Annotated in this window: 22 protein-coding genes; 17 read left to right on the top strand and 5 right to left on the bottom strand. The window is 38.1% G+C overall.

Going from position 1 to position 25,822, the window contains the following annotated elements; translation table 11 throughout:
* Nucleotides 1–131 precede the first annotated feature (131 nt).
* Nucleotides 132–575 (top strand): hypothetical protein, encoded by a 444-nt coding sequence (locus LW139_RS16200; RefSeq protein ID WP_109409604.1) that lies wholly within the window; start codon nucleotides 132–134, stop codon nucleotides 573–575.
* Nucleotides 576–672: 97 nt separating this feature from the next.
* Here LW139_RS16200 and cysS read toward each other — a convergent pair whose 3' ends face one another.
* The gene (gene cysS / locus LW139_RS16205) at nucleotides 673–2,064 is read right to left on the bottom strand and encodes a cysteine--tRNA ligase (RefSeq protein WP_109409603.1); all 1,392 of its coding nucleotides are present in this window, start codon (nucleotides 2,062–2,064) and stop codon (nucleotides 673–675) included.
* 375 nt (nucleotides 2,065–2,439) lie between these two features.
* Between cysS and ppiB the strand changes: the two genes are divergently transcribed.
* The 7 genes from ppiB to LW139_RS16240 all read left to right on the top strand — a co-directional run bounded on the left by ppiB (nucleotide 2,440) and on the right by LW139_RS16240 (nucleotide 10,204).
* Nucleotides 2,440–2,934 (top strand): peptidylprolyl isomerase B, encoded by a 495-nt coding sequence (gene ppiB / locus LW139_RS16210; RefSeq protein ID WP_036934689.1) that lies wholly within the window; start codon nucleotides 2,440–2,442, stop codon nucleotides 2,932–2,934.
* A 12-nt stretch (nucleotides 2,935–2,946) separates the two neighbouring features.
* On the top strand, nucleotides 2,947–3,669 hold the full coding sequence (locus LW139_RS16215; RefSeq protein WP_227335957.1) for a UDP-2,3-diacylglucosamine diphosphatase: 723 nt from the start codon (nucleotides 2,947–2,949) through the stop codon (nucleotides 3,667–3,669).
* A gap of 134 nt (nucleotides 3,670–3,803) precedes the next feature.
* Nucleotides 3,804–4,325, top strand: a complete 522-nt coding sequence (purE, locus tag LW139_RS16220) for a 5-(carboxyamino)imidazole ribonucleotide mutase (RefSeq protein WP_227335958.1) — start codon at nucleotides 3,804–3,806, stop codon at nucleotides 4,323–4,325.
* A complete protein-coding gene (gene purK, locus LW139_RS16225) occupies nucleotides 4,322–5,389 on the top strand; it encodes a 5-(carboxyamino)imidazole ribonucleotide synthase (protein ID WP_247850248.1) in 1,068 nt (355 codons plus the stop codon). Before purE ends, purK begins: the two co-directional genes overlap by 4 nt.
* A 123-nt stretch (nucleotides 5,390–5,512) precedes the next feature.
* Nucleotides 5,513–6,772 (top strand): MFS transporter, encoded by a 1,260-nt coding sequence (locus tag LW139_RS16230; protein ID WP_166539799.1) that lies wholly within the window; start codon nucleotides 5,513–5,515, stop codon nucleotides 6,770–6,772.
* Between the two features lie 67 nt (nucleotides 6,773–6,839).
* The gene (locus LW139_RS16235; RefSeq protein ID WP_109409598.1) at nucleotides 6,840–7,865 is read left to right on the top strand and encodes a mechanosensitive ion channel family protein; all 1,026 of its coding nucleotides are present in this window, start codon (nucleotides 6,840–6,842) and stop codon (nucleotides 7,863–7,865) included.
* Nucleotides 7,866–8,041: 176 nt separating this feature from the next.
* A complete protein-coding gene (locus LW139_RS16240) occupies nucleotides 8,042–10,204 on the top strand; it encodes an ornithine decarboxylase (RefSeq protein WP_247850249.1) in 2,163 nt (720 codons plus the stop codon).
* An 85-nt stretch (nucleotides 10,205–10,289) separates the two neighbouring features.
* Here the strand turns inward: LW139_RS16240 and ybbP are convergent, their stop codons facing one another.
* The gene (ybbP, locus tag LW139_RS16245; RefSeq protein WP_247850250.1) at nucleotides 10,290–12,731 is read right to left on the bottom strand and encodes a putative ABC transporter permease subunit YbbP; all 2,442 of its coding nucleotides are present in this window, start codon (nucleotides 12,729–12,731) and stop codon (nucleotides 10,290–10,292) included.
* Nucleotides 12,728–13,414 (bottom strand): putative ABC transporter ATP-binding protein YbbA, encoded by a 687-nt coding sequence (gene ybbA / locus LW139_RS16250; RefSeq protein WP_109409595.1) that lies wholly within the window; start codon nucleotides 13,412–13,414, stop codon nucleotides 12,728–12,730. Before ybbA ends, ybbP begins: the two co-directional genes overlap by 4 nt.
* On the opposite strand from ybbA, the gene tesA reads away from it, so the two are divergent.
* The 5 genes from tesA to LW139_RS16275 all read left to right on the top strand — a co-directional run bounded on the left by tesA (nucleotide 13,385) and on the right by LW139_RS16275 (nucleotide 17,244).
* On the top strand, nucleotides 13,385–14,014 hold the full coding sequence (gene tesA / locus LW139_RS16255; protein ID WP_227335963.1) for a multifunctional acyl-CoA thioesterase I/protease I/lysophospholipase L1: 630 nt from the start codon (nucleotides 13,385–13,387) through the stop codon (nucleotides 14,012–14,014). The two genes, ybbA and tesA, sit on opposite strands and share 30 nt — an antisense overlap.
* Nucleotides 14,015–14,064: 50 nt before the next feature.
* Nucleotides 14,065–14,850, top strand: a complete 786-nt coding sequence (locus LW139_RS16260; RefSeq protein ID WP_166539795.1) for an SDR family oxidoreductase — start codon at nucleotides 14,065–14,067, stop codon at nucleotides 14,848–14,850.
* An 84-nt stretch (nucleotides 14,851–14,934) separates the two neighbouring features.
* The gene (locus tag LW139_RS16265; protein ID WP_166539794.1) at nucleotides 14,935–15,792 is read left to right on the top strand and encodes a co-chaperone YbbN; all 858 of its coding nucleotides are present in this window, start codon (nucleotides 14,935–14,937) and stop codon (nucleotides 15,790–15,792) included.
* Between the two features lie 37 nt (nucleotides 15,793–15,829).
* Nucleotides 15,830–16,753, top strand: coding sequence for an SPFH domain-containing protein (locus tag LW139_RS16270; RefSeq protein WP_227335964.1), 924 nt, complete (start codon nucleotides 15,830–15,832; stop codon nucleotides 16,751–16,753).
* A gap of 2 nt (nucleotides 16,754–16,755) precedes the next feature.
* Nucleotides 16,756–17,244, top strand: coding sequence for an NfeD family protein (locus tag LW139_RS16275; protein WP_109409666.1), 489 nt, complete (start codon nucleotides 16,756–16,758; stop codon nucleotides 17,242–17,244).
* On the opposite strand, the gene cueR is transcribed toward LW139_RS16275, so the two are convergent.
* Nucleotides 17,198–17,611, bottom strand: a complete 414-nt coding sequence (gene cueR, locus LW139_RS16280; RefSeq protein WP_109409590.1) for a Cu(I)-responsive transcriptional regulator — start codon at nucleotides 17,609–17,611, stop codon at nucleotides 17,198–17,200. The two genes, LW139_RS16275 and cueR, sit on opposite strands and share 47 nt — an antisense overlap.
* A gap of 134 nt (nucleotides 17,612–17,745) precedes the next feature.
* On the opposite strand from cueR, the gene copA reads away from it, so the two are divergent.
* The 4 genes from copA to ybaK all read left to right on the top strand — a co-directional run bounded on the left by copA (nucleotide 17,746) and on the right by ybaK (nucleotide 23,898).
* Nucleotides 17,746–20,688 (top strand): copper-exporting P-type ATPase CopA, encoded by a 2,943-nt coding sequence (copA, locus tag LW139_RS16285; RefSeq protein WP_227335965.1) that lies wholly within the window; start codon nucleotides 17,746–17,748, stop codon nucleotides 20,686–20,688.
* 369 nt (nucleotides 20,689–21,057) lie between these two features.
* Nucleotides 21,058–22,464, top strand: a complete 1,407-nt coding sequence (locus LW139_RS16290) for a YadA C-terminal domain-containing protein (RefSeq protein ID WP_247850251.1) — start codon at nucleotides 21,058–21,060, stop codon at nucleotides 22,462–22,464.
* A gap of 110 nt (nucleotides 22,465–22,574) precedes the next feature.
* Nucleotides 22,575–23,384 carry a TraB/GumN family protein gene (locus LW139_RS16295; RefSeq protein WP_247850252.1) on the top strand — a complete coding sequence of 270 codons (810 nt, stop codon included), beginning with the start codon at nucleotides 22,575–22,577 and terminating at the stop codon, nucleotides 23,382–23,384.
* Between the two features lie 34 nt (nucleotides 23,385–23,418).
* Nucleotides 23,419–23,898 (top strand): Cys-tRNA(Pro)/Cys-tRNA(Cys) deacylase YbaK, encoded by a 480-nt coding sequence (ybaK, locus tag LW139_RS16300; RefSeq protein ID WP_109409801.1) that lies wholly within the window; start codon nucleotides 23,419–23,421, stop codon nucleotides 23,896–23,898.
* A gap of 120 nt (nucleotides 23,899–24,018) precedes the next feature.
* Here ybaK and ushA read toward each other — a convergent pair whose 3' ends face one another.
* The gene (gene ushA, locus LW139_RS16305) at nucleotides 24,019–25,683 is read right to left on the bottom strand and encodes a bifunctional UDP-sugar hydrolase/5'-nucleotidase UshA (protein WP_166539789.1); all 1,665 of its coding nucleotides are present in this window, start codon (nucleotides 25,681–25,683) and stop codon (nucleotides 24,019–24,021) included.
* Nucleotides 25,684–25,822: the final 139 nt, after the last annotated feature.

Genomic DNA, 25,822 nt, shown 5'->3' on the forward strand with positions numbered 1-25,822 from the left:
AATTGATTAATATTTACTTATTATTAAATCAAACTTTATTTTTTCTATTTATTCGATAAACTTCACTTTAATAAAAGTTAATAAAGATATTCTAAAGCTAATAAAAACTTATTTTGTTTTTAGGAGAAATTATGGAAAGGCCCATAGTACTTTTATGGATCCAAGTTATTTCAGTACTATTTTTAGGTATAAGTTTGTTTATATTGGTTGCTGGAGCACCGATTTATTTATTAGCAATGGCGATGGGCGGTGGTCAAACGATGCTTCTAGGCCTATTTATTATGCTGTGCCTGATTATTACAATGATAATACAAGTTATTGCATGGATAAAACTCGCAAGAAACAGTAAAAATGCTTACTCTTTTCTAAAAATATCATGGGTATGCTTATCTATTTCGCTATTTTTTATACTAAGTGTTTCGATGTCATTAACCAATATGTCTGAATTTGGTTTTGTTGCTTTTTCTATTATAGTTATCTTAACTCATAGACTCTTTTTTTCTGAGAATGTCATAAATTATTTTAAAGACAAACAAAAAGATAATGAAAGAGAAACCAGTATTATTAGTCAATAAATAAAATACTAAATAATAAATAGCAAAAAAATATCGGATAATAAATATCCGATATTTTTTAGAAACACGTATTAAGTGTAATGGTACGTTAATTATATTAATTATTACGGCGCCAAGTTGTACCTTGAGGGCCATCTTCTAACACAATTCCCATCGCAGTTAATGCATCACGCGCGACATCGGCTGCAGCCCAATCTTTATTTTTACGTGCATCGTTACGTTGTTGAATTAAAGTTTCAATTTTTTCAACTTCACCAGCATCGTCTGCTTTAGCACTACTTTGTAAAAAGGCTTCCGGATCTTGCTCTAACAGACCTAATACTTTAGCTAATTTGCGTAACACCGCAGCTAAACCATTAGCTTTATTCATATCCACGCTTTTTAAGCGATTTACTTCCCGCGCTAAATCAAATAATACTGAATACGCTTCTGGTGTATTGAAGTCATCATTCATTGCTTCTATAAACAGTGCTTCAAACGCTTCGCCGCCAATAGGTTGTGCATTAGCATCAGTACCACGTAATGACGTATAGAGACGCTCTAAAGCGGTACGTGCTTGTTTTAGATTTTCTTCTGTGTAGTTAAGCTGGCTACGATAATGACCGGATAATAAGAAATAACGTACCGTTTCAGCATCGTAATAAGCTAATACATCACGAATGGTGAAAAAGTTATTAAGTGACTTAGACATTTTTTCTTTGTCTACCATCACCATACCTGAATGCATCCAGTAATTTACATACGGGCCATCATGAGCACAGGTTGATTGAGCAATTTCATTTTCATGGTGTGGGAACATTAAATCTGAACCACCACCATGAATATCAAAATGGTGTCCTAACTCTTTACCGTTCATTGCAGAACATTCAATATGCCAACCAGGACGACCGGCTCCCCATGGAGACTCCCAGCTTGGCTCACCCGGCTTAGACATTTTCCATAAAACGAAGTCCATAGGATTACGTTTCACATTAGCCACTTCAACACGAGCACCTGCTTGCAGTTGTTCTAAATCTTGACGAGAAAGCAACCCATAATCAGGATCGGTATCAATCGCAAACATAACGTCACCGTTTTCAGCAACATAAGCATGGTCACGTTTGATTAACGCTTCCGTTAATTCAATGATTTCAGCAATATGATGTGTCGCACGAGGCTCTGAATCAGGGCGAGCAATATTTAATGCATCAAAATCTTTATGCATTTCAGCTAACATGCGAGTTGTTAATTGCTCACACGTTTCATTGTTCTCGATCGCACGTTTGATGATTTTATCATCCACATCCGTTACGTTACGCACATAATTAACGTCATAGCCTAAATAACGCAGATAACGGGTTATGGCATCAAAAGCCACAAATGTACGTCCATGACCAATATGGCACAGGTCATAAATAGTGATGCCACACACGTACATACCTATTTTCCCTGCATGGATAGGTTTAAATTCTTCTTTTTGGCGAGTGAGAGTATTAAAAATCTTTAGCATCGGTGGACGTTCCCGTTTTCAACTGTACGTGTTTATTACGTTTTTATATAAAAGAAAATAACGACTACTATAGCACGATATTAATTAGGATATTGGATCTTGGAAACAAAGCAAACTCAAGATCTACGCTATTATATTACTCTGCTTAGCCCTTATTTTCACTGTTCAATCGTTGATAGTGAACAATCAAACTTATGTTATTAAGCTAAATTTTGGCGAAAAGTGTTTTTTCCCTATTTTATATGCCCGTTTAATTAGAAAAACCGCGCAAAAAAAAGATGAATACTGACTAAATAAGGCAACTGTGATATAAAAAACGGGACTATTGTTTATGCCCAAATCTGGGTAAAGCTAAAATTATATTAGGATCTGAATATGGTTACTTTTCATACCAATTACGGCGATATCGTGATTAATACATTTGCAGACAAAGCGCCTGCAACCGTAGAAAATTTTTTAGACTACTGTAAAGAAGGATTCTACGATAACACTATCTTCCACCGTGTCATCAATGGCTTTATGATCCAAGGTGGTGGTTTTGAACCTGGTATGAACCAAAAAGCAACCAAAGCACCTGTTAGAAACGAAGCAAACAATGGACTTGCAAATAATCGTGGTACATTAGCAATGGCTCGTACTAACGATCCACATTCCGCGACTGCACAATTTTTTATCAACGTTGCAGATAACGATTTCTTAAACTTCCGTGCTGAAAACGCAAATGGTTGGGGATATTGTGTCTTCGCTGAAGTTGTTGAAGGCATGGATGTTGTTGATAAAATTAAAGCTGTTTCCACAGGTCGTAGCGGTTTCCACCAAGATGTTCCTCGTGAAGATATCATCATTAAAAGTGTAACGGTTAGCGAATAAGCATTACTCTTTATGTGTACGCTTTTTATTGCAGACCTGCATTTAAGTGAACATGAACCGGCAATCACTGCCGGTTTTCTTCGCTTTCTAAAAGAGCAAGCCATTCATGCTAAAGCGCTCTATATCTTAGGCGATTTTTTTGATTTTTGGATAGGTGACGATGATCCTAATCCATTACATCAACAAATTGCTCAAGCACTAATGACACTAAAAAATGCGGGTATTCCCTGTTATTTTATTCATGGAAATCGTGATTTTTTAATTGGCTCTCGTTTTGCAAAAGAGAGTGGTATCACTCTACTTCCTCAAGAAAAAGTGCTCGAAATAGAGAAACATCGCATCCTAGTTTTGCATGGTGATACACTTTGTACGGATGATGAATCGTATCAACGTTACCGTAAAAAAGTGCATAATAAATTTATCCAGCGCCTATTCTTATTACTGCCTCTATTTATTAGACTGCGTATCGCTGACAAAATGCGATCACGTAGCCAGCACGAAAATCAGTACAAATCAGATGCCATTATGGATGTTAACCCTCAGGCTGTGATTGATACTTTTAAACACTTCAATACAGAATGGATGATCCACGGCCATACGCATCGTCCGGCAATTCATACCGTCAACATTGATGATAAAACACATTACCGTGGTGTATTAGGCGCTTGGCATACCGAAGGTTCTATGTTTAAAGTCACCGCTGAAAAAATAGAACTGATCCATTTTCCCTTTTAAGTTGCTTCACTTATTTTCTCTATAAAAAGCCTTTTTTTTCTTTACGCAAACGTTTTCCTTGGCGTGTTAGCGTGATACTATCATTCTCAATTTATTAGGCTATATCCGTTTATACTTACAGGAGCAGTTAAGTAATGTCTTCTCACGTTGGTCTAAATACCGCTATTCCTCGTATCGCCATTGTAATGGGATCTAAAAGTGACTGGGCAACCATGTCTCATGCCGCTGATGTATTAGATACACTACACATTCCTTACCATGTTGAGATTGTCTCTGCGCACCGTACCCCTGATAAGTTATTTAGTTTTGCTGAAAAAGCAAAAAGTAATGGCTTTGATGTCATTATTGCTGGTGCTGGAGGAGCAGCTCATTTACCAGGAATGCTTGCAGCTAAAACATTAGTACCTGTATTCGGTGTCCCTGTTCAAAGTGCGGCATTAAGCGGTGTTGATAGCCTCTATTCAATCGTACAAATGCCAAAAGGTATTCCAGTAGGAACCTTAGCGATTGGTAAAGCAGGTGCTGCCAATGCGGCTTTATTAGCAGCCCAAGTTTTGGCGTTACATTCTCCTGCTATTTTAGATGCACTGACTACATGGCGCACAGCACAAACCGACGATGTATTAAATAACCCAGATCCAAGAGAGGCACTATGAAACCGGTTTGTGTCCTTGGAAATGGCCAATTAGGTAGAATGCTAAGACAAGCGGGTGAACCTTTAGGCATTGCAGTTTACCCTGTAGGATTAGATGCAGAACCTGAAGCAGTTCCCTATCAAAAGAGCATTATTACTGCAGAAATTGAACGTTGGCCAGAAACAGCTTTAACAAAAGAGTTAGAACGTCATACTAACTTTGTTAACCGTGATATTTTCCCTTTACTTGCAGATAGATTGCCTCAAAAACAACTTCTTGATGAACTAAGCCTAGCAACCGCACCTTGGCAAGCCTTAACATCTCCAGCACAATGGCCTGATATTTTTGCTCAGTTAGGTAATTTTATTATCGTGAAACGTCGTGTTGGTGGTTATGACGGTCGCGGACAATGGCGAATTCACCCTGGTGAAGAGCAGCAATTACCCACTGAAATTTATGGTGAATGTATTGTAGAGCAAGGTATTCCGTTTTCTGGTGAAGTGTCCTTAGTTGGAGCCAGAGATAGAGACGGTCATTGTGTATTTTATCCTTTAACACATAACCTTCATCAAGATGGCATTTTGCGTATGAGTGTTGCATTACCAACACCAACCCCAGAATTACAACAATCAGCAGAAAAAATGCTGACATCTATCCTTGATAAACTCAATTATGTCGGTGTAATGGCGATGGAGTGTTTTATTGTCGGCGATAAATTACTTATCAACGAATTAGCACCCCGAGTTCATAACAGTGGGCACTGGACACAAAATGGTGCCTCAATTAGCCAATTTGAGTTACATTTACGTGCAATCTTAGATTTACCAATGCCAAAACCTGAAGTTTGCCAACCTGCGGTGATGGTTAATTTGATTGGTACTGATATAAATCCTCAATGGCTTTCATTGCCTTTAGTGCATTTACATTGGTATGAAAAAGAAGTTCGCCCCGTGCGTAAAGTGGGTCATCTTAATCTTGTTCATCGTGATAACCAACCGCTGAAAGAGACACTTAAATCATTGAGTCTTATGCTTGATGATGACTATCAAAAACCCATCCAATGGGCTTTAGAAAAATTAAGCTAGCAGTCCGACTCATAAAGTTAGAGAATAATAGCCTTTAAACGAACAGACCTTGATTAAAGAGGTCTGTTATTCGCTATTTTCTCCTGATTATTCAGGTTACTGCACCCGTTTAATGGAGTCAGGATGCAAGCCACACAACAGAGTTTTGGGCCCATTTATCAGTGGAGTATGCTGATATTACTGGGTTTGGTCTATTTTTTAGCTACCGCTACCACATTTACATCTTTGGGTGTTGTTCTTCCTAGCATGATAAATGAGCTAGAGTGGAATTGGACTCAAGCGGGCCTTGGTTTTACGTTATTAGGATTAACCTGTGGTCTTGCTAGCTTTTTACCCACCTTACTTATTCGTAAATTAAGTGTTCGCTTTACCCTTCTTATTGGACTGATGATTTTCGTCAGCGGTTTTTATTTTCTTTATGAAACCTACACCATTGCTCGATATTTCCTTGGTACTGCACTATTAGGTATTGGTTTTACCTTACTTGCAACAGTACCCGGAACTTACGTAATTTCTCGTTTATTTGAAAAACAATCTTTTGCCTTCGGTGTTTATTTCACTATTGGCGGATTAGGTGGTGTGGCGGGGCCTTGGATCTACTTTTTAGCCACGCATTTATGGCATACATGGCGTATGCATTGGCTTATTTCAGCGATCACTCTTACCGTTGTTACTCTTTTCACTATTCTCTTTTTACGTGAAGGAAGTAAAGAGCAAGAGCATGCCAAAAGAATTAGCCAACTCCAAAGCACAAAACGTATCTATCAAACTAAAGAAATTTGGACGGCACGCCATGCTTTGAGAACATGGCAATTTTATGTAATCGCTGCCACTTATACTGCTTTTTTATGGTGCGGTATTACCGTTAATAGCTTTGCAGTTGCTCATATTATTGAAAATGGCTTTGGCGAAACCATTGCCGCGACCTTATTAAGTAGCATGGCATTTATCAACGCTTTCTCACGCTTAGCCGGTGGCGCGATTGGTGAATGGCTAGAGCCTAAAAAATTACTTATTGCTAGTTTAAGTATTATCATTATTGGGCTGTTAGCACTCAGCATGGCAAACTCTTGGGTTTATCTGATCCTGTTTACAGTTTGTGTCGGTATCGGTTATGGAATGACCTTTTTAGCATCAAGTATATTACTGGCTAACTACTTTGGTCGCTCTCCTTATCTCGAACTCTTTTCAGTCATGAATTTAATTTCGACGCTTGCTTGTTTAGCGCCGTTCTTTGCGGGTGCAATAAAAGACATCTCAGGGAGTTTCACGCCTGCATTCTTAATTTTAACTATACCTGTGCTATTGATCCTTGCGGTAACACTCTTTATGAAACCACCGACTTACCCTAAATTTCAGCATGCTAGTGAACAGAAAAAATAACGATTAAATAAACATGGTAATAGATCACGTATTATACAAACGCATTTTCTAAGGAGATGTTAAGCTGATGAATGATGCATTAATAATAAAATACTCAATAGGTGTAGGCATTGCTTTAGCCTGTTTTATTGGTTTTGTCGCCGTCTCTCTTTTTCATGACAAAAAGAAAAAACGTCGTAGAAATATTATTATTCATATTAGCCAAGCCATCTTCCTTTGTAGTTTAGTAATTATCTTAAGCCAATACTGTGAAATGGCTGTTGTTGATTTTAATCTCCATTTTATCTCTTTTAGGATGATTAATTTCTTTACTTACGTTGGCATAGCCTTAGTTTTAATGCGTAAGTTTTTCTTACTTATTAATAGATTAGAGCAATCACAGATTAGAAAAGGTAGTGATCCCACTTCTGCCCGTATTATTTCTCGGATATTTAAAATTACCCTTTTTGTCATCATCATCTTATTGTTTGGTGAGCATTTTGGTATGAGCTTATCTGGCTTAATGACTTTTGGCGGATTAGGTGGTATTGCCATTGGTATGGCAAGTAAAGATGTACTCAGTAACCTTTTTTCTGGTGTTATGCTCTATTTCGATCGCCCTTTTAATATTGGTGACTGGGTGCGCTCACCTGATCGTAATATTGAAGGTACGGTAGTAGAAATTGGTTGGCGTATTACTAAAATTATTACTTTCGATCATCGACCACTTTATATCCCTAACTCAATTTTTTCCTCTATTAGTGTAGAAAATCCGGGCCGAATGACTAATCGACGTATTGAAACTGAACTCGGTTTACGTTACGAAGATTCAGATAAAATTGGTGTGATTGTTGAAGATATCCGCACCATGCTAATGCAAAATGACAAAATTGATACGCAACAAACCTTGTTAGTCTATTTTAATCAATTCGCAGACTCTTCACTCAATATCATGGTGTATTGTTTTACCAAAACAACTGTCTGGGCACAGTGGCTTGAAGCTCAGCAGGAAGTTTATTTGAAGATGATTGAGATTGTGCATAAACATGGCGCTGACTTTGCATTTCCATCTCAAACAATTTATATCGAAAAATCGTCTTCTATCCCACAATAATAGAAATGGATAAGTTTAGCCTCTTATAAACTTATCCATTTGCCAATCACCAATAACGGTAAGTTATGCATTTATTATGCATAAAATTATCAATCTTATTGCTTTAATTTATTTCAATCATATTCACAACCAAGTATATTGTTCGCCAATTCTCCGATTGATTAAACACGAGTGTAATGAAAAAAATGAAGTTGGCGTGTCGCCCCTCGCTTTCACACTATTTTTCGTGTGAACGCCCTATTATTGATATTGTTGATGCAAATTTAACGCAAGTATCAGCGGTGATATTGTCATTGCCAGATATTGAGTTAGGTGAATTAGTACGTATTCAACAAACAGGCTTTGAATTACCTATCTTTATTGCTGTTGATCTTAACGATAGCATTGGTGCTGACTTACTTAATCAAGTTTCGGGTGTTGTCATTACAGATGAAAGCGCACATCAAAAGAATAGTATTTTGATCAATAAAGCAGCTCATCAATATGAAGAAAATCTAACTACACCGTTTTTCTCACGCTTAGTTAATTATGTTGCTGAAAAAAATGTTGCTTTTGATTGCCCTGGGCATCAAGGTGGCGAGTTTTTCCGACGCCATCCTGCCGGTGAGCAATTTTATCAATATTTTGGTGAAAATCTATTTCGCTCTGATCTTTGTAATGCTGATGTGGAAATGGGAGATTTACTTATTCATGAAGGTGCACCTTACGATGCACAAGCCTATGCAGCACAAGTATTTAATGCAGATAAAACCTATTTTGTCTTAAATGGAACTTCCTCTTCCAATAAAGTTGCCTTAAATGCATTATTGGCACCAAATGATTTAGTGTTATTTGATAGAAATAATCATAAATCTAATCACCATGGCGCACTTATTCAAGCGGGTGCAACCCCTATTTATTTAGAAACAGCTCGCAATCCTTTTGGTTTTATCGGTGGTATTGATGCACATTGCTTTGAAGAAAGCTATTTACGCCAACAAATTGCAGAGATTACGCCTGAACGCCAATTCGATAAGCGTCCTTTTCGTTTGGCCGTTATTCAACTAGGCACTTATGACGGTACTATTTACAATGCCAGACAAGTTGTTGATAAAATTGGTCATCTTTGTGATTACATTTTATTTGATTCTGCTTGGGTCGGTTATGAACAATTTATCCCAATGATGAAACAGTGTTCGCCTTTGTTACTGACGCTCAATGAAAACGATCCTGGTATTCTCGTCACTCAATCTGTCCATAAGCAACTAGCTGGCTTCTCACAAACCTCGCAGATCCATAAAAAAGATGCGCATATCAAAGGACAATCTCGATATGTTAATCATAAGCGTATGAATAATGCCTTTATGATGCATGCATCCACCAGCCCTTTTTACCCTCTTTTTGCAGCTCTAGATGTCAATGCAAAGATGCATTCGGGCAAAAGCGGTGAAGCTATGTGGATGAATTGTGTTAAGCAAGGCGTTGAGGCCCGTAAATCCTTACTTAGACAGTGCCAGTTTATTAAGCCATTTATTCCTGAAGTTATTGATGGTATTGCTTGGCAAGATCACGACACAGATGAAATCGCTCACGATCAACGCTTTTTCAACTTTGTTCCTAATGATAATTGGCACTCATTTGAAGGTTATGCCACCAATCAATACTTTGTTGATCCTTGCAAATTAATGCTTACAACGCCGGGGATCGATCCTCATACTGGAGAATATGAATCCTTTGGTGTGCCAGCATCTATTTTGGCAAACTATTTGCGGGAACATGGCGTTATTCCTGAAAAAAGTGATTTAAATTCTATTTTATTTTTACTCACCCCCGCAGAGCATAATGATAAATTTGAGCGCTTAATTTCATTAATTATGGGATTTGAAAAACGGCTAATTGATGACTCCCCATTAGAACAGGTATTACCTTCTGTTTGTCGTCGTTATCCATCTCGTTATCAAGGTTATACCTTGCGTCAACTCTGTCAGGAAATGCATGATATTTGTATCAAATACAATATCAAATTACTGCAAAAACAGATGTTTAGAAAAAATCATTTTCCTAAGCGAGCGCTAACCCCTCAACAAGCTAATATTGAATTTGTACGTGGCAATGTAGAGTTTTTACCTTTAAGTCAATTAGACGGCAGAATTGCTGCAGAAGGCGCTTTACCTTATCCGCCGGGTGTTTTATGTACAGTTCCTGGTGAAATTTGGGGAGGTGCGGTGTTGCGTTATTTTCAAGCCCTTGAAGTAACCATTAACCAGCTTCCGGGTTTTTCAACGGAACTTCAGGGTGTTTATATTTATAATGAAGATGATGGTAGTAAGCGTATTTATGCTTATGTTATAAAAGAATAATGCTTTATTTTTCCATAAAAAATGCTGATGTTTGATGGCATCAGCATTTTTATTTAACTTTATTTATAGCTCTTGTTTCTTTTCACTACTCACCTTGGATCCGGCGGTATTGCCCTTTATCTTGCAACAGCCTTACACCTAAAATACTACCGCACAGAGACAATAGAAGTGCCGCGATAATAGGCACAGTAAGCCACATTCCCCATTGAGGCTGCCAAGAAAAATTAAATACAAATTTCTGCAATAGACCTAATGCCATCTCAGCGCCAATGGCTGCGGCTAAACCAGCCATTAAGCCTAATAAAGCAAACTCCGCCCAAAGAGTGCGTCGTAATAATAATTTACCCGCACCCAGTGTGCGATAAACCACCAGCTCAATGCGTCGTTGTGTCATTCCTACCTGAATTTGAGCAATTAATAATAATGCACCACAAATCATCACCAACCCAACCATAATCTCTAATGCGCGACTGACTTGCTGTAAGATTTGTTGCACTTGCTGAATTAATGCGCCTGTATCTAACACGCTTACGGTTGGGAATTGCCGATTAAGCGCCGTAATTAACGCACCATCTCCATTATAATAAAAACTACTCATCCATTTTTCTGGTTGATTATTTAATCCTTCTTCAGAAAAAATAAAGAAGAAGTTAGGGCGCATATTTTCCCAATCGACATGGCGAATACTCGTCACAACTGACTTAAACTCTCGAGTATCTCCCACAAAAGTTAATTCATCGCCCAGTTTAATCTCAAGTTGTTTGGCAACACCTTGATCAAGAGAAACACCATTACCCACTGGTGGCCATGTTCCTTCTACAATCACGTTATCTTTTGGCAATTCGCTATGCCACGTTAGATTAAGTTCTCGGCGAACGGTGTTATTACCCGCATCATGTTTATCAGCCCACTCTTTGGCATTATTCTCATTAATCTGCGTTAAGCGCGCTAATACTACAGGATAGGCGTCTGTAGGTTCGACGTTATATTGTGCCAATAAGGTGTTAATTTCTTGAACTTGAGGTGCGGACATATTAATCAGAAAATAATTAGGGCTATCTTCTGGCAACTGTTTTTGCCATTTATCTAATAAATCACCTTGGATCAGCACCAATAGCGTTAACAGCATAAATGAAAGTGCAAAAGCAGCCAGTTGAGTCATGGTCTGAAAAGGCTGTCGCAACAAGCGAGTTACTGCCAACCGAGCACTGAGTTGGCGAAATTTAAACTGCTTTAATACCCACAACCCAAGCCAACCAATAATCCCCAGTAAAAAGGCGATAACAACGATACCAAATAGAATTGACCACAATAAAACCCCTGTTCCAGCAAAAAGCGTTAAAGCACCAATGACAATTAACGCTACGAGTGGTAAATAGTAACGCAGAGGCCAGATAGGTGCTGTGGTATCACTTCTTAATACACGAGAAGGTTGGGTTGCCATTAACTGATAGTAAGGCCTTAACCCTGTTAATAAGGCGATTAACAATAAAGAGCCTACTGACCAAAACCACGGTAAAAAACTCGCTTCAGGCAAACTTTTAGGTAAAACAGGGGCTAAAATTTGTAACAGAATGCTTTCAAAGAGAAGCCCCGTCAATGAGCCAACAATGACGGCTCCGATAAGAATAACGCCCCATTGCCCTACTATCCATTTTCGCAATGCGCGTTTATCTGCACCTAAAGTTTTTAGTACCGCAATTAAGGTATGACGACTGCGGCAATAGTGTGCCATTGAAACCGCTACTGCCGATATTGCGAGTAGTAACGTTAATAGAGCTGAGAGTAAAAGAAAGTTTTTTGCTCTTTCCATAGATTGTGAAAGCGCACCACTGTCTTGTTTTAAACTATTCCAACGTTGATCGGGCTTTAATAAAGGATCAAAGCGTTGTTGATAACTATCAATTACCGACTCATTACCCGCTAACATATAGCGATAAGTTAGGCGACTACCAGGTTGTACTGCACCTGTTGATTCGACATCATCAAGATTAATTAAAATACGTGGCGCTATTTGGAAAGGGTTGAATCCGCTATCAGGCTCTTGAATTAATACGCCACTGATTGTAAATGTAGCGTCACCTACATCAATTTTATCACCGACTTTTATATCCAATAGTTCCAGTAATCTGGCGTCAACAAGCGCAGTTCCTTTTTCTGGTTTCAAACCCGCTGGCTCTGTTTCTAATTCACCATAAAGTGGATACAAATTATCAGCTGCTTTAACTAATGCAAGCTGTGGTGTATCTCCTTCTGGCGCATAAGACATTGTAGTAAATTGCATTTGGCGACTGAGGGTTAACCCCATTTTTTTCGCCTCAGTAAGCCAGTTTTCATCAACGGGATAAGATGCTCGTAGCACTAAATCGCCCGCAATTAAATCTCGACTTTGGGCATAAATACTTTTATCAATACGATCACCTATACGCCCTAAAGCAAGCACACAGGCGACCGCAAGTGCTAAAGAAAGCCAAACAATTAATAATGCAGGAGAGCGCCATTCACGCCAGAACCAACGCCAAATCATGACTCCTCCTTAAGTTGTCCATCAACTAATCGTAAACGCCGCTGACAACGAGCAGCAAGCTCATTGTCATGAGTAACTAAAATCAATGTTGTTGCATAATCTCGATTGAGAGAAAACAGCAAATCAGCAATTTTATCTCCAGTTTTACGATCCAAATTTCCTGTTGGTTCATCAGCAAAAAGAATAGCAGGCTGAGTACAAAACGCTCTAGCCAATGCCACACGTTGTTGTTCACCACCCGAAAGCTGTGCTGGCATATGGTGCAAGCGTTCCCCTAATCCTAACAGCTTAAGTAAATCTACCGCACGAGCATAACTGTGTTTTTCGGACTCACCTTTTAATAATGCGGGCAACTGCACATTTTCGAGTGCATTCAATGTCGGAATTAACATAAATGATTGAAAAACAAAGCCAACATGTTGAGCACGTAATTTAGCACGCTCTTCTTCATTCATTTTTGTGAGATCTTGTCCCATTAATTTCACACTGCCAGCGCTTCCATCATCAAGTCCGGCAATAATTCCTAACAACGTCGATTTACCCGATCCTGATTCACCAATTAACGCAATTGTTTGTGCAGGCTCGACAACTAACTCAACACCCTGCAATATAGAGATCTGACTATCACCTTGTCCTACTTGTTTGGTTAACTGATGAACTTCAAGAACCTTTTCCGTCGACATACATTTTTCCTTATCGTTATGATGATGTTTAGCTTTAAGGCGATTGCTGCTGATACCTTTTTAATCTTTGGTGACAGCTTGAGTGCAGGCTATCGTCTTCCTCTTGAGAGTGCATGGCCACAGCGCCTTGCCGATAATTGGAAAACGACCCACCCTGAAATTAACGTGGTTAATGCAAGTATTAGTGGTGAAACTGCATTTCAGGGGCAAAATCGACTTCCTGATTTATTAAAACAGCATCAACCACGCTGGGTTTTAATTGAATTAGGTGCAAATGATGGCTTACAGGGATACCCTGTTGCACAAACAAAAGACGCGCTACAAAACATCATTGCACAAGTTAAAGCGTCGGGCGCAACTCCACTTTTTATGCAAATTATGATTTCACCTAATTACGGGAAACGCTATACACAATCATTTTCAGCGATTTATCCTAAACTTGCAGAAGATAATGCGATCCCTCTGCTTCCTTTTTATATGGAGCAAATCGCAGATAAGCCTGAGTGGATGCAAAACGACAGTATACATCCCAATGAAGATGCTCAGCCTTTTATTGCGCAATGGATGGATAAAACATTATCCCCTTACTTAACACGTTAGACTATTCTGACAGTAGTTAACGTAGATTAAACGAGATTAATTGTAAAATTATGCAAAAAACGGTATTGATTACAGGAAGTTCTAGTGGAATAGGGCTTTGTGCAGCTAAAGCGCTTAAGAAAAGAGGTTATCGAGTCCTTGCCGCTTGCCGTAAAGATGAAGATCTTAAACGCATGGAAACACTAGGATTAGAGCCTATTTATCTTGATCTCGATGATGCGCAAAGTGTTGAAAAAGCGGCATTAGAGGTTATTCATCTAACAAATGGTCGTTTATATGGATTATTTAATAATGGTGGGTTTGGTGTATACGGCCCACTAGATGCGATTAGTCGCCAACAAATGGAAAAGCAATTTTCCACAAATTTTTTTGGTTTGCATCAATTAACTACCTTACTATTACCAGCTATGTTGCCCCATGGTGAAGGACGAATTATTCAAACCAGTTCAGTGATGGGCGTTATCTCAACACCTGGCAGAGGCGCTTACGCAGCTAGTAAATATGCCGTAGAAGCATGGTCTGATGCCTTAAGAATGGAATTAATACATACCGGTGTTAAAGTGAGTTTAATAGAGCCAGGTCCAATACGAACTTGTTTCACTGAAAATGTTGCTCAAGCTGAGAAAGATAAACCCGTAAAAAATCCGGGGATTGCGAGTCGTTTCACATTAACACCTGAAGATGTCGTGAAAAAGCTTGTACACGCTTTAGAAAGTCCAAAACCTAAGATACGTTATCCCGTGACGCTATTAACTTATGCTGTCAGAATATTAAAGCGTTTTCTACCTGATACCTTGATGGATGCAATTTTAAGTCGCCAAAGTGGCAAGGCTTGATTTTTTTGGTTTCACCCTTACTTATTAATGAAATAGCGTTATAAATCGCATCTATATTTAAAACTCTCAAAAAGGGACAAGTTAATGTTAGCAACTGCACATATTGTTGATGTAAATGAATCAAATATTCAACAAGTTATAGAACAATCCATGACCAAACCCGTCATGATGTATTTCTATTCAGAACATAGCCCTCATTGTGCAGAGCTTGGTGCAACATTGAATAAACTGGCAGCCGAATTTGCCGATCAATTTATTTTGGCAAAATTGGATTGCGATGCAGAACAAATGATCGCCTCACAATTTGGTCTACGTGCGATCCCAACTGTTTATATTTTACAAGAAGGTCGCCCTGTCGATGGTTTCCAAGGTCCTCAACCTGAAGAAGCAGTCCGCCAAGTTTTAGCCAATGTATTGCCAAAACCTGAAGAGCTAAAAGCAGCACAAGCAGCGCAACTTCTTTCAGAAGGAAAAGCGGATGAAGCTTTACCTCTATTAAAAGAAGCACATCAACTCGCGCCTAAAAATAGTGAAATTACACTAGCTTTAGCTGGTGCTCTTGTTTCTTTAAATAAAAATGAAGAAGCACAAACACTGTTAATCACTATCCCATTACAAGATCAAGATAGTTATTATCATAGCTTACTGTCACAAATTGAATTACAAAAACAAGCGGCTGATACCCCAGAAATTCAGCAATTACAAAATGATTTTAGTCAACAACCTGCAAATACTGATATTGCCATTCAACTTGCACTAAAATTACATGAAGTCGCCCGTAATGAAGAAGCATTAGAATTGCTATTTAGCTTTATCAAAAAAGACTTAAATGCAGGTGATGGCCAAGTTAAGAAAACACTGATGGATATTTTATCTGCCTTAGGCACTAATGATAATTTAGCGTCTAAATATCGCCGTATGGTGTATTCTTTACTTTATTAGTTTTATTTTCTTATAAAAGCAGACTTAGGACAGATATATGGAAATAGTCATTGGTATTATCATCTTATTCGCTATTATTTTAGTTTTAAGCGGTGTTAAAACCGTTCCACAGGGTTATCAGTGGACTGTCGAACGTTTTGGTCGTTACACACGAACACTCACTCCAGGACTTCAAATTCTTATTCCTTTCATCGATCGTGTTGGTCGCCGTATTAATATGATGGAACAAGTACTTGATATTCCTTCTCAGGAAGTCATTTCTCGTGATAACGCCAACGTCAGCATCGATGCAGTCTGCTTTATTCAAGTAATTGACCCAGTAAAAGCTGCGTATGAAGTTAATAATCTTGAACTTGCGATTATCAACTTAACACTAACGAATATCCGTACAGTATTAGGCTCAATGGAACTTGATGAAATTCTTTCTCAACGTGACCAAATCAATAGTCGTCTTTTACTGATTGTAGATGATGCAACAAACCCTTGGGGTATCAAAATTACCCGTATTGAAATTCGTGATGTACGCCCTCCAAAAGAATTGATTTCTGCAATGAACGCTCAGATGAAAGCTGAACGTACTAAACGTGCAGATATCCTTGAAGCTGAAGGTATTCGTCAAGCCGCTATTTTAAAAGCAGAAGGTGAGAAACAAGGACAAATTCTGAAGGCTGAAGGTGAGCGTCAATCAGCATTCTTACAAGCAGAAGCCCGTGAACGTGCCGCAGAAGCTGAAGCTAAAGCAACACAAATGGTCTCTGAAGCTATTGCTAAAGGGGATATGCAGGCTGTTAATTACTTTATTGCTCAAAAATATACTGATGCACTCGCACAAATTGGCTCAGCCAACAACAGTAAAGTTGTCATGATGCCACTAGAAGCCAGTAATTTAATGGGCGCAATCGGTGGTATTTCAGAGCTCCTTAATACCAAAAAAAATGACTCTGGTAACAAGAGTAATTAATGATGATTGAATGGATTAGTGCTCACCCCGCACTTTTCTGGCTTTGTCTTGGTGGCTTGCTGTTAATTGCAGAAATGCTTGGAACAGCAGGATACCTTTTATGGTCAGGAATGGCAGCACTGTGCGTTTCTTTACTCGCATGGATGCTACCTATTAACTGGCCTACTCAAGGTGTGTTATTTGCGATATTAACAGTTATTAGTGCTGTTCTTTGGCACCTTTGGCTTAAACGCAGAAAACAATCAAAAGAAGCTGAGAACTTAAATCAGAAAAGTCATCAACTGATTGGTGTTCACGCTGTTCTGTCATCAGATACAGAAAATGGGTTTAGCCGCATAAAACTAGCCGATGGTAGTTGGCGTGTTTACTCAGACACGCCATTACAAGCGGGTGATAAAGTCGAAGTCATTGCTATTGATGGCATTACTTTACACGTTATTCCACTTAAACCGACTGCTTCTGATGGTGGCAACACCCTGACAAATGATTGATAATGGGGCAATCAGCACCATCATCGCCAGGACATTCACTGGCTAACAAGAGAAGACGTTGACGAATTGCATTAAGTTCGTTAATAGTCTTCTCAATTTCAGCCACCTTTTTTAACGTCGCTTCTTTCACATCAGCGCTATGTCGTGATGGATTTCTTAATAGCATTAACAATGCACGACACTCTTCTAGGTTAAAACCAACCTCTCTAGCTTGTCGCAATAATGTTAACTCTTCAATATGTTGTGCCTGATAATAACGATAGCCGTTTTCACCTCTTCCTGGGGGTGTAATCAAGTCTTTTTCTTCATAAAACCGAATGGCTTTAGCTGTTAATCCTGTTTTGTTTGCGATTTCACTAATATTCAAAATTCCCCCTTGACCTTCCCCTTGCGGAAAGGTTTAGCCTTTATCTCTGATAAGAAAAAACCTTTAAAGAAAGCAAGTTACCGGATATTGCGCAATAATAGAGGTAACGCTTTTTATTTCGGAGATAAACTAACATGGCAAAAACTACGCTACTCGCATTACAAGGACTTTCATGCTCCCACTGTGTTAACAGTGTAAAAAAAGCACTTGATGCTCGCAATGATATAGAACAGTCAAATGTGACTATTCAATACGCTAAAATTGACAGTGATGCAACTGCTGAAAGTTTAATCAAAACGATTGAAGACGCGGGTTATGAAGCTAAAATTGCAACTCAGCCTGATGTAAAATTAAGCCTAAGTGGCCTTAACTGCATGAAGTGTGTAGGTAAAACCGAAAAAGCATTATTAGCCGTTGAAGGTGTGGCTGCGGTTAATGTGACAAAGGAGTCTGCTGAAGTTTTTGGCGATGCTACTGCAGATACCTTAATTGCAGCAATTACGGCTGAAGGTTTTCAAGCCAGTTTAGCCCCCACAGATAACACAATTTATTTAACCCTTTCAGGCTTAAATTGTGGCCATTGTGTCGGCTCAGTCAAAAAAGCACTTGAAGCGACAACAGGCGTTGATAGTGCTGAAGTTGAATTAACTCATGCAAAAGTAATCGGATCTGCTACCACAGAGACATTAATAACAGCTATTAAAGATGCTGGTTTTGAAGCACAACTAGCAGGTACTGATTTCCCAAAAACTGAGCCGCTGACGCAAATGCATGAACAACTGGAAGCATCGTCAGCGGCTGTTTGTGACATTCCAGTTGAAAATGCAGACATTGAAAATAGCTCAGAAATAGACATTGATGATGACAGCAGTGTTCAGCTTTTAATTGATGGCATGACCTGTGCAAGTTGCGTAAACAAGGTTCACAAAGCATTACAATCCGTTGATGGCGTTGAGAATGTACGTGTAAACCTTGCTGAACGTAGCGCATTAGTGACAGGTGAAATTGATCATGATGCACTAGTGACTGCCATTGAAAAAGCAGGTTATGGCGCTGAAATTATTCAAGATGATGTAAAACGTAGAGAGCGCCAGCAAGAAGTCGCTGTTGCTAATATGAAGCGTTTTCGCTGGCAAGCTGCATTGGCCTTAGTTGTTGGTATCCCTGTCATGATTTGGGGAATGATTGGCGACAATATGATGTTAACCGAAGCTAACCACAGTATTTGGTTAGGTATTGGTATTGCAACATTGTTTGTTATGGTTATTGCTGGTGGTCATTTCTATCGTAGTGCATGGCAAAGTTTAAAAAACCGCAGTGCGACAATGGATACCCTCGTTGCGTTAGGAACAGGAACAGCATGGCTCTATTCCATTACCGTGAATTTATGGCCAGAAGTGTTCCCTGCTCAAGCTCGACATCTCTATTATGAAGCCAGTGCGATGATTATTGGTTTAATCAATCTAGGTCATATGCTTGAGCAAAGAGCGCGTCAGCGTTCATCTAAAGCACTAGAGCGCCTATTAGATTTAACGCCACCTACAGCAAGGGTCATCACTGAAAACGGTGAAGTTGAAATGCCATTAGCTGATGTTAAACAAGGAATGACATTACGTTTAGCAACAGGTGATAAAGTACCGGTTGATGGTGAAATTATTCAAGGTGAAGTGTGGATGGATGAAGCCATGTTGACTGGTGAACCCATCCCACAGCAAAAAACAGTGGGCGATACTATTCATGCCGGAACCACAGTTCAAGATGGTTCAGTTTTATTTAAAGCGGCGGCTGTGGGAAGCAAAACAACACTGGCACGTATCATTAAATTAGTTCGCCAAGCACAAAGTAGTAAACCTGAAATTGGTCAGCTAGCGGATAAAATTTCAAGTGTTTTTGTGCCTATTGTTGTCATTATTGCCTTAATTGCAGGTGCTATTTGGTATTTCTTTGGCCCTTCGCCACAAATTACCTATGCACTCGTAATTATCACAACGGTTCTTATCATCGCTTGCCCTTGTGCCTTAGGCTTAGCGACACCAATGTCCATTATTTCAGGTGTAGGCCGTGCGGCTGAATATGGTGTGTTAGTCCGTGATGCGGATGCGCTACAACAAGCCAGTAAGCTAGATACTTTAGTCTTTGATAAAACAGGAACATTGACAGAAGGTATGCCTCAAGTCACTGAAATTCATACTTTCAATCAAGTAGATGAAATTCAAGCACTTGCATTGGCAGCATCACTGGAAAATGGCTCTAATCATCCATTGGCTAAGGCAATTTTAACACGCGCTGAAGGCATTGATTTACCCGAAGTAAATAAGTTTCGTACATTAGCAGGTATGGGATTAAGTGGTGAAATTAAGGGTAAAATAGTGCTTTTAGGTAACCCCAAATTGATGGTTGACTCTGGTGTTGATATTAGTGAAGTTAATTCGCTAATTGACTCTCAGGCAGCCAAAGGGGTTACTCCGGTTTTATTAGCACAAGACGGCAAAATTGCGGCACTACTTTCTATTCGCGATCCTCTTAGAGAAGATACTGTAAGTGCGTTACAACGTTTACATAATCAAGGTTATCGACTCGTGATGTTAACGGGAGATAACCCAATTACAGCGAATGCAATTGCAAAAGAAGCAGGCATTGATCAGGTTATTGCGGGTGTGATGCCAGAAGGTAAAGCACAAGCTATTACTGAGCTTCAAGCTGAAGGACGTCGTGTTGCAATGATCGGAGATGGTATTAACGATGCCCCTGCATTAGCCAAAGCTGATGTCGGTATTGCAATGGGGGGTGGTAGTGATATCGCTATTGAAACAGCCGCTATCACGTTAATGCGTCATAGTTTGCATGGTGTTGCTGATGCCGTTGAGATCTCAAAGGGTACGCTACGTAATATGAAGCAGAATTTATTCGGTGCCTTTATCTATAACAGCTTAGGTATTCCTATCGCAGCCGGTATTTTATACCCATTTACAGGCACGTTATTAAACCCTGTTGTTGCTGGTGCAGCAATGGCATTGTCTTCAATCACTGTAGTAAGTAACGCAAACCGTCTATTGCGTTTTAAACCCAAACAATAATACTTAATAAAGTATTTTCCTAAAACCTCTTTTACTTATCTGTAAAAGGGGTTTTTTATTATCTTATTTTTTGTTTTCTATTAATCATTATTAGCATTTTCAAAAGGTTAAAAAAAAGCCGATATTTCTATCGGCCAGTCAAAGAGGAATTTCTCATTATACAAGAGAGTCATTACTCCGCCCTCTTAACGCTAGGATAGCAATATATTATAAGTTTTTCATTAAAATTTAGTGGCACAATAAACTTAAATTATAGTTTTAAAAAAAGAACAAGTTTTCATTTAATTTCTATTTATTATTGTAGAAAACCATTATTTAAATAAAATAAAGAATCTCACACAAAAATGATGTTTTTAAAAGGATTTAAAAATGAATTTAAATAAGACTATTATTATAATCTTACCTTTAATTTATTCATCTCATGTATTTTCAGATGAAACATATTATATAACACCAGATAAAACTCCATTTATCGCTATTGAACCAGATACGATAATCACATCCCCCTCATCTTTTGATCAAAAAATAAGTAACCATTATGTTAAGTTAGAAAAAAATAAAATATCATTAACTGATGAGATAATAGAAAAGCTCAACAAACACATTGGGAATATAAAAACAACATTCGGAGAAAGTATTACAAAAGAAAATATTAAAATAAAAAATAGTTTAATTATTTCACCGAAAGATATAGAGATAAGATCAAAAATTGCTTCTTTTTTTTATAATAAAATAAAAGATAATCTACTAGAATCAAACGATGCCCCACATATTTCATTTAATAAAAAAGCCGTTCTTCACTTTCTAGCCGAACATACAAATGATGATATACAGATTGCACAAACGACATTACCTAACCTCACCATTAAACAATATGATGATATTGTTCATGGAGAAAATAACAATGAAATAAACCAAGGAGATTTATTTTCAATTGAAAATGAATTCAATAAAAAGATCATTACGTTAATCAAAAAGAACAATATTGAACTGAGTAAGTTTGATAATCAAATTAAGCTTAATAAAATGATGAGCAAAGTTAATCAATCTGGTCACGCAATGAATTTAGAAAGAATATTAGCAAATGAAGACAATTTTGGTGCTAATAAAAAAGACATTGATACCAATAAAAAAGACATTGATACCAATAAAAAAGGCATTGATGCCAATAAAAAAGATATTGATAACAATAAAGAAAGTATTGATGCCAATAAAAAAGACATTGATACCAATAAAAAAGGCATTGATGCCAATAAAAAAGATATTGATAACAATAAAAAAGGCATTGATGCCAATAAAAAAGATATTGATACCAATAGAATAGGCATTGATACCAATAGAAAAGATATTGATATAAATAAAGAAGACATAGATAATATTAAAGATAACTATATCGATAATCTAAATATTAATGGAAACAATATTTCATTAAAAAACCATTTTGCTACTCTTTATATGGAACAATCAATCTCAAGAAGCGAAGTTAAAACGCTAAAAAATGATTTTGAACATTTTAAATCTGATACTCAAAATCGCTTTTATAAAGTTGAAAAACGCGCCAACCAAGGTATTGCTTCTGTGGCAGCAATGAGTAATTTACCTTTTACCGATTCTGCTACATTTAGTACCGCTATCGGCATAGGTAATTATCGTAATGCCACTGCTCTTGCTTGGGGTATGCAATATCGTATTAATGAAAATATTAAAATAAGAGCCTCTACTGCATGGAATGAATCAAGCTGGGTCTCTGCTGGCGGTGTTGGGGTAAGCTGGTAAAATAACATAAAAACAACGAAAGCTAAGTAAAGCTTGGCTTTCGTTGTTTCATTCCATTACAAATCCGTTATGCTAAAACCTTGTGATTTTATATTCAAAGGAGCATATCAATGACGGGTATTTTTCAGAAAATCAAACACTGGGTTGGGATAAAAAATACTCCCCATTACCCTTATCCCGCTGTCGATATTATGCTACCTAATAATGTCTCTTTGCACCTTGTGGGTAGTATCCATATGGGTGTTCCAACAATGACACCGCTATCTAATGTACTTATAAGCGAAATAAAAAAAGCAGATGCTGTTATTGTTGAAGCCGACATTTCAACTGATGTACAACCTTTTGATCAATCGTCTCTTTTTAGAGGCTCATTAGAGACGCGCTTAAATAGCTCTCTTTTTTCTCAAATAACACAGCATTGTGAAGATCTTTCCCTTTCTCTTTATCAGCTCGACAATAAGCCACTTTGGCAAATCGCCTTAATTTTACAATCTACACAAGCGATGCAACTTGGATTACAACCTCAATATGGTATTGATTATCAAGTTATCCAACATGCTAATGAATATGAAAGAAGTATTATTGAACTCGAAGGTATTGAGAGTCAGGTCGCATTGTTATTAGATTTCCCTGAAGATGGCCAGCAATTACTCGAAGATACACTAAAAAATTGGCACGAGAACGCACGTACATTGCAAATCATGATCAATTGGTGGTTAAATTATAATAGTAGAGAGAAGCAGCCACCGTTACCAAATACTTTTAGTAAAGCTGTATTTGATATTTTAATGCAAAGCCGTAACCAAAAATGGGTAGGTATATTATCTAAATTACCGGCAGGCCGCTACGTAGTGACTGTAGGTGCCCTTCATTTATTTGGTGAAGAGAATTTGATCGATTTATTAACGCACCAAGCATAAACATATTGTTCTAACCTTGTAAGTAGGAATAACTATGACTCCCGCTGTAAACTTATTAGAAAAACAGAAAATTAAATTTATCCTCCATCCTTATGAGCATGATGCTAATGTTCATAATTTTGGTGATGAAGCCGTTGAAAAACTGGGTTTGAATAATCGTCAAGTCTTTAAAACATTGTTAGTTTCTTTAAATGGTGATGCTAAAAATCTTGCTGTTGCAGTCACTCCTGTTTCTGGTCAGTTAGATTTAAAACTTGTCGCTAAGTGCTTTAAAGCGAAAAAAGCAGATATGGCAGATCCACAAATTGCACAAAAAGTGACTGGTTATTTAGTGGGTGGAATAAGTCCATTAGGTCAGAAAAAACGGTTACCCACTGTAATTGATGAACAAGCCCTTGAATTTAACACCATTTTTGTTTCTGGCGGTAAACGTGGCTTAGATATTGAATTATCAGCAAAAGATTTAGGTTCTGTATTAGGTGCTCAGTTTGCACTAATCCGTAAAGAATCATAATCATTAATGATTTTTTATTTTAAGGCACATCCTCAAAATAAAAAATTAACGTGACTTAAATCAAAAATAAAAGGCGACATTAATGTCGCCTTTTGTCTATATAAGCGTTATTGATAAGACTTATTTTTTGTAAACAATTTCGCCTTTAGGTTCGAAATCAGCAGCTTTCAATGGAGAGTGTGATTCGATATAGCCTTTTAATACTTCAGCATCAACAAAACCGGTATTCACATAACCAGGGTGTGAATCAATCTTAGGATATCCATCACCACCAATACCGTTAAAGTTTAATGTCGCCATACGATAAGATTTGGTTTTATCTAATGGTTTACCTGCAATTTTAACATCGCTGACTTTACAATCGGCATCAACTGTTAAGCTAACATTGTAGAATTGTGCGTAAGCACCGGAGTCTACTTTCATGCAAGCAACGGCTGACAAATAAGGCTCTACCTCTTCACCTTTAAAATCAACATAAACCAGTTCATTTGCAAATGGTTGAACTTTCAATACATCTTTGTAAGTGATATCACCAGATTCAATTGAATCACGCACACCACCACCACTCATAATGGCAAAGTCTGCATTAGCACGTTCAGCTTGAGCTGATAGTAATAAACGCGCCATATTGGTTTGAACAAAGCGAACTTTACTACGATCACCTTCTAATTTACCAACAACCTCACCAACTTTAACATTCAGTTGCTCGCCACCTTTTTCTTGGTAAGGGGTTAGCAATTTCATCATATCTGGGTTATGAGGAATTTCTTCTGTGTAGTAGACAAGTTCAGTAGTACCGTCGTCTTTCTTCACTTTTTGATTTAAGTTGATTGGGATGAGTTGATAATGCTTTAACGTGAATTCACCATTACGGAATTCGAAATCTGCACGACCAACATATTTGCCCCATTCATGAGCCTGAACAATCCATGTACCATTTTGATTATCAGGCGCACAAGGCGTTCCTGGTACATAATCAGCTTGTTTGTAGTTTTTGTTCTCTTGAGACATACAAACAGGATCTTGTGAGTGACCACCCACAATCATATCAAGGTAGCCTTTTGGTAAGGCACGCGCCATTTCCACATCACCTGGTGCGTTAGAACCGTGATTACCATCATCATAGTGACCCATATGGGTTGCTGCGATAATAATGTCTGGCTTTTCTGTTGTACGCAGTTCTTCTACAACTTTTTTAGCCTCATCAGAAGGCTTACGGAATTCAGTATCAGGGAAGTTTGCTGGGTTACCGATACGCACAGTATCATCAGTCGTTAAGCCCAACACTGCAATTTTCACACCTTGCTTATCAAAAATGGTGTAAGGCTTAAATAAACGCTCACCTGTACTTTTCTGATAAATATTTGCAGACAAGAACGGGAATGTTGCCCATTTCTCTTGTTGACGTAAAACATCTAACGGATTGTCGAATTCATGGTTACCCAGTGCCATTGCATCGTAACCCACAAGATTCATACCTTTAAAATCAGGCTCTGCATCTTGTAAGTCAGATTCTGGAACACCTGTATTGATATCGCCACCTGATAACAGCAGTACGCTACCACCTTTTTTAGCCACTTCATCACGGATATTATCAACAACGGTTTTTTGAGCTGCTAAGCCGTACTCACCACGATCGTTATGCCAGAAATGGCCATGATGATCATTGGTGTGCAAAATAGTAATTTCGTACGTTTTATCCTTTTCCCATGCCTGAGACAACGCCGGCGCCATAGCTAAAGAAACGGTCAAAGCGCATGCCGATAATTTAAAAGATAAGCTCATGGTATATCCCCATGTATATTATTTATTGAGAAGGTTCTGCCATGCATCTACTGTAGAAAAAAAAGACAGAAGTTAAATACTTTTGCTGTATTTTATGACGTAGGTTATATAATTTTTTAATTATTTCATTGATCCAATA

This window comes from Proteus vulgaris (genome assembly GCF_023100685.1).
In the GTDB taxonomy this organism is placed as follows: Bacteria; Pseudomonadota; Gammaproteobacteria; order Enterobacterales; family Enterobacteriaceae; genus Proteus.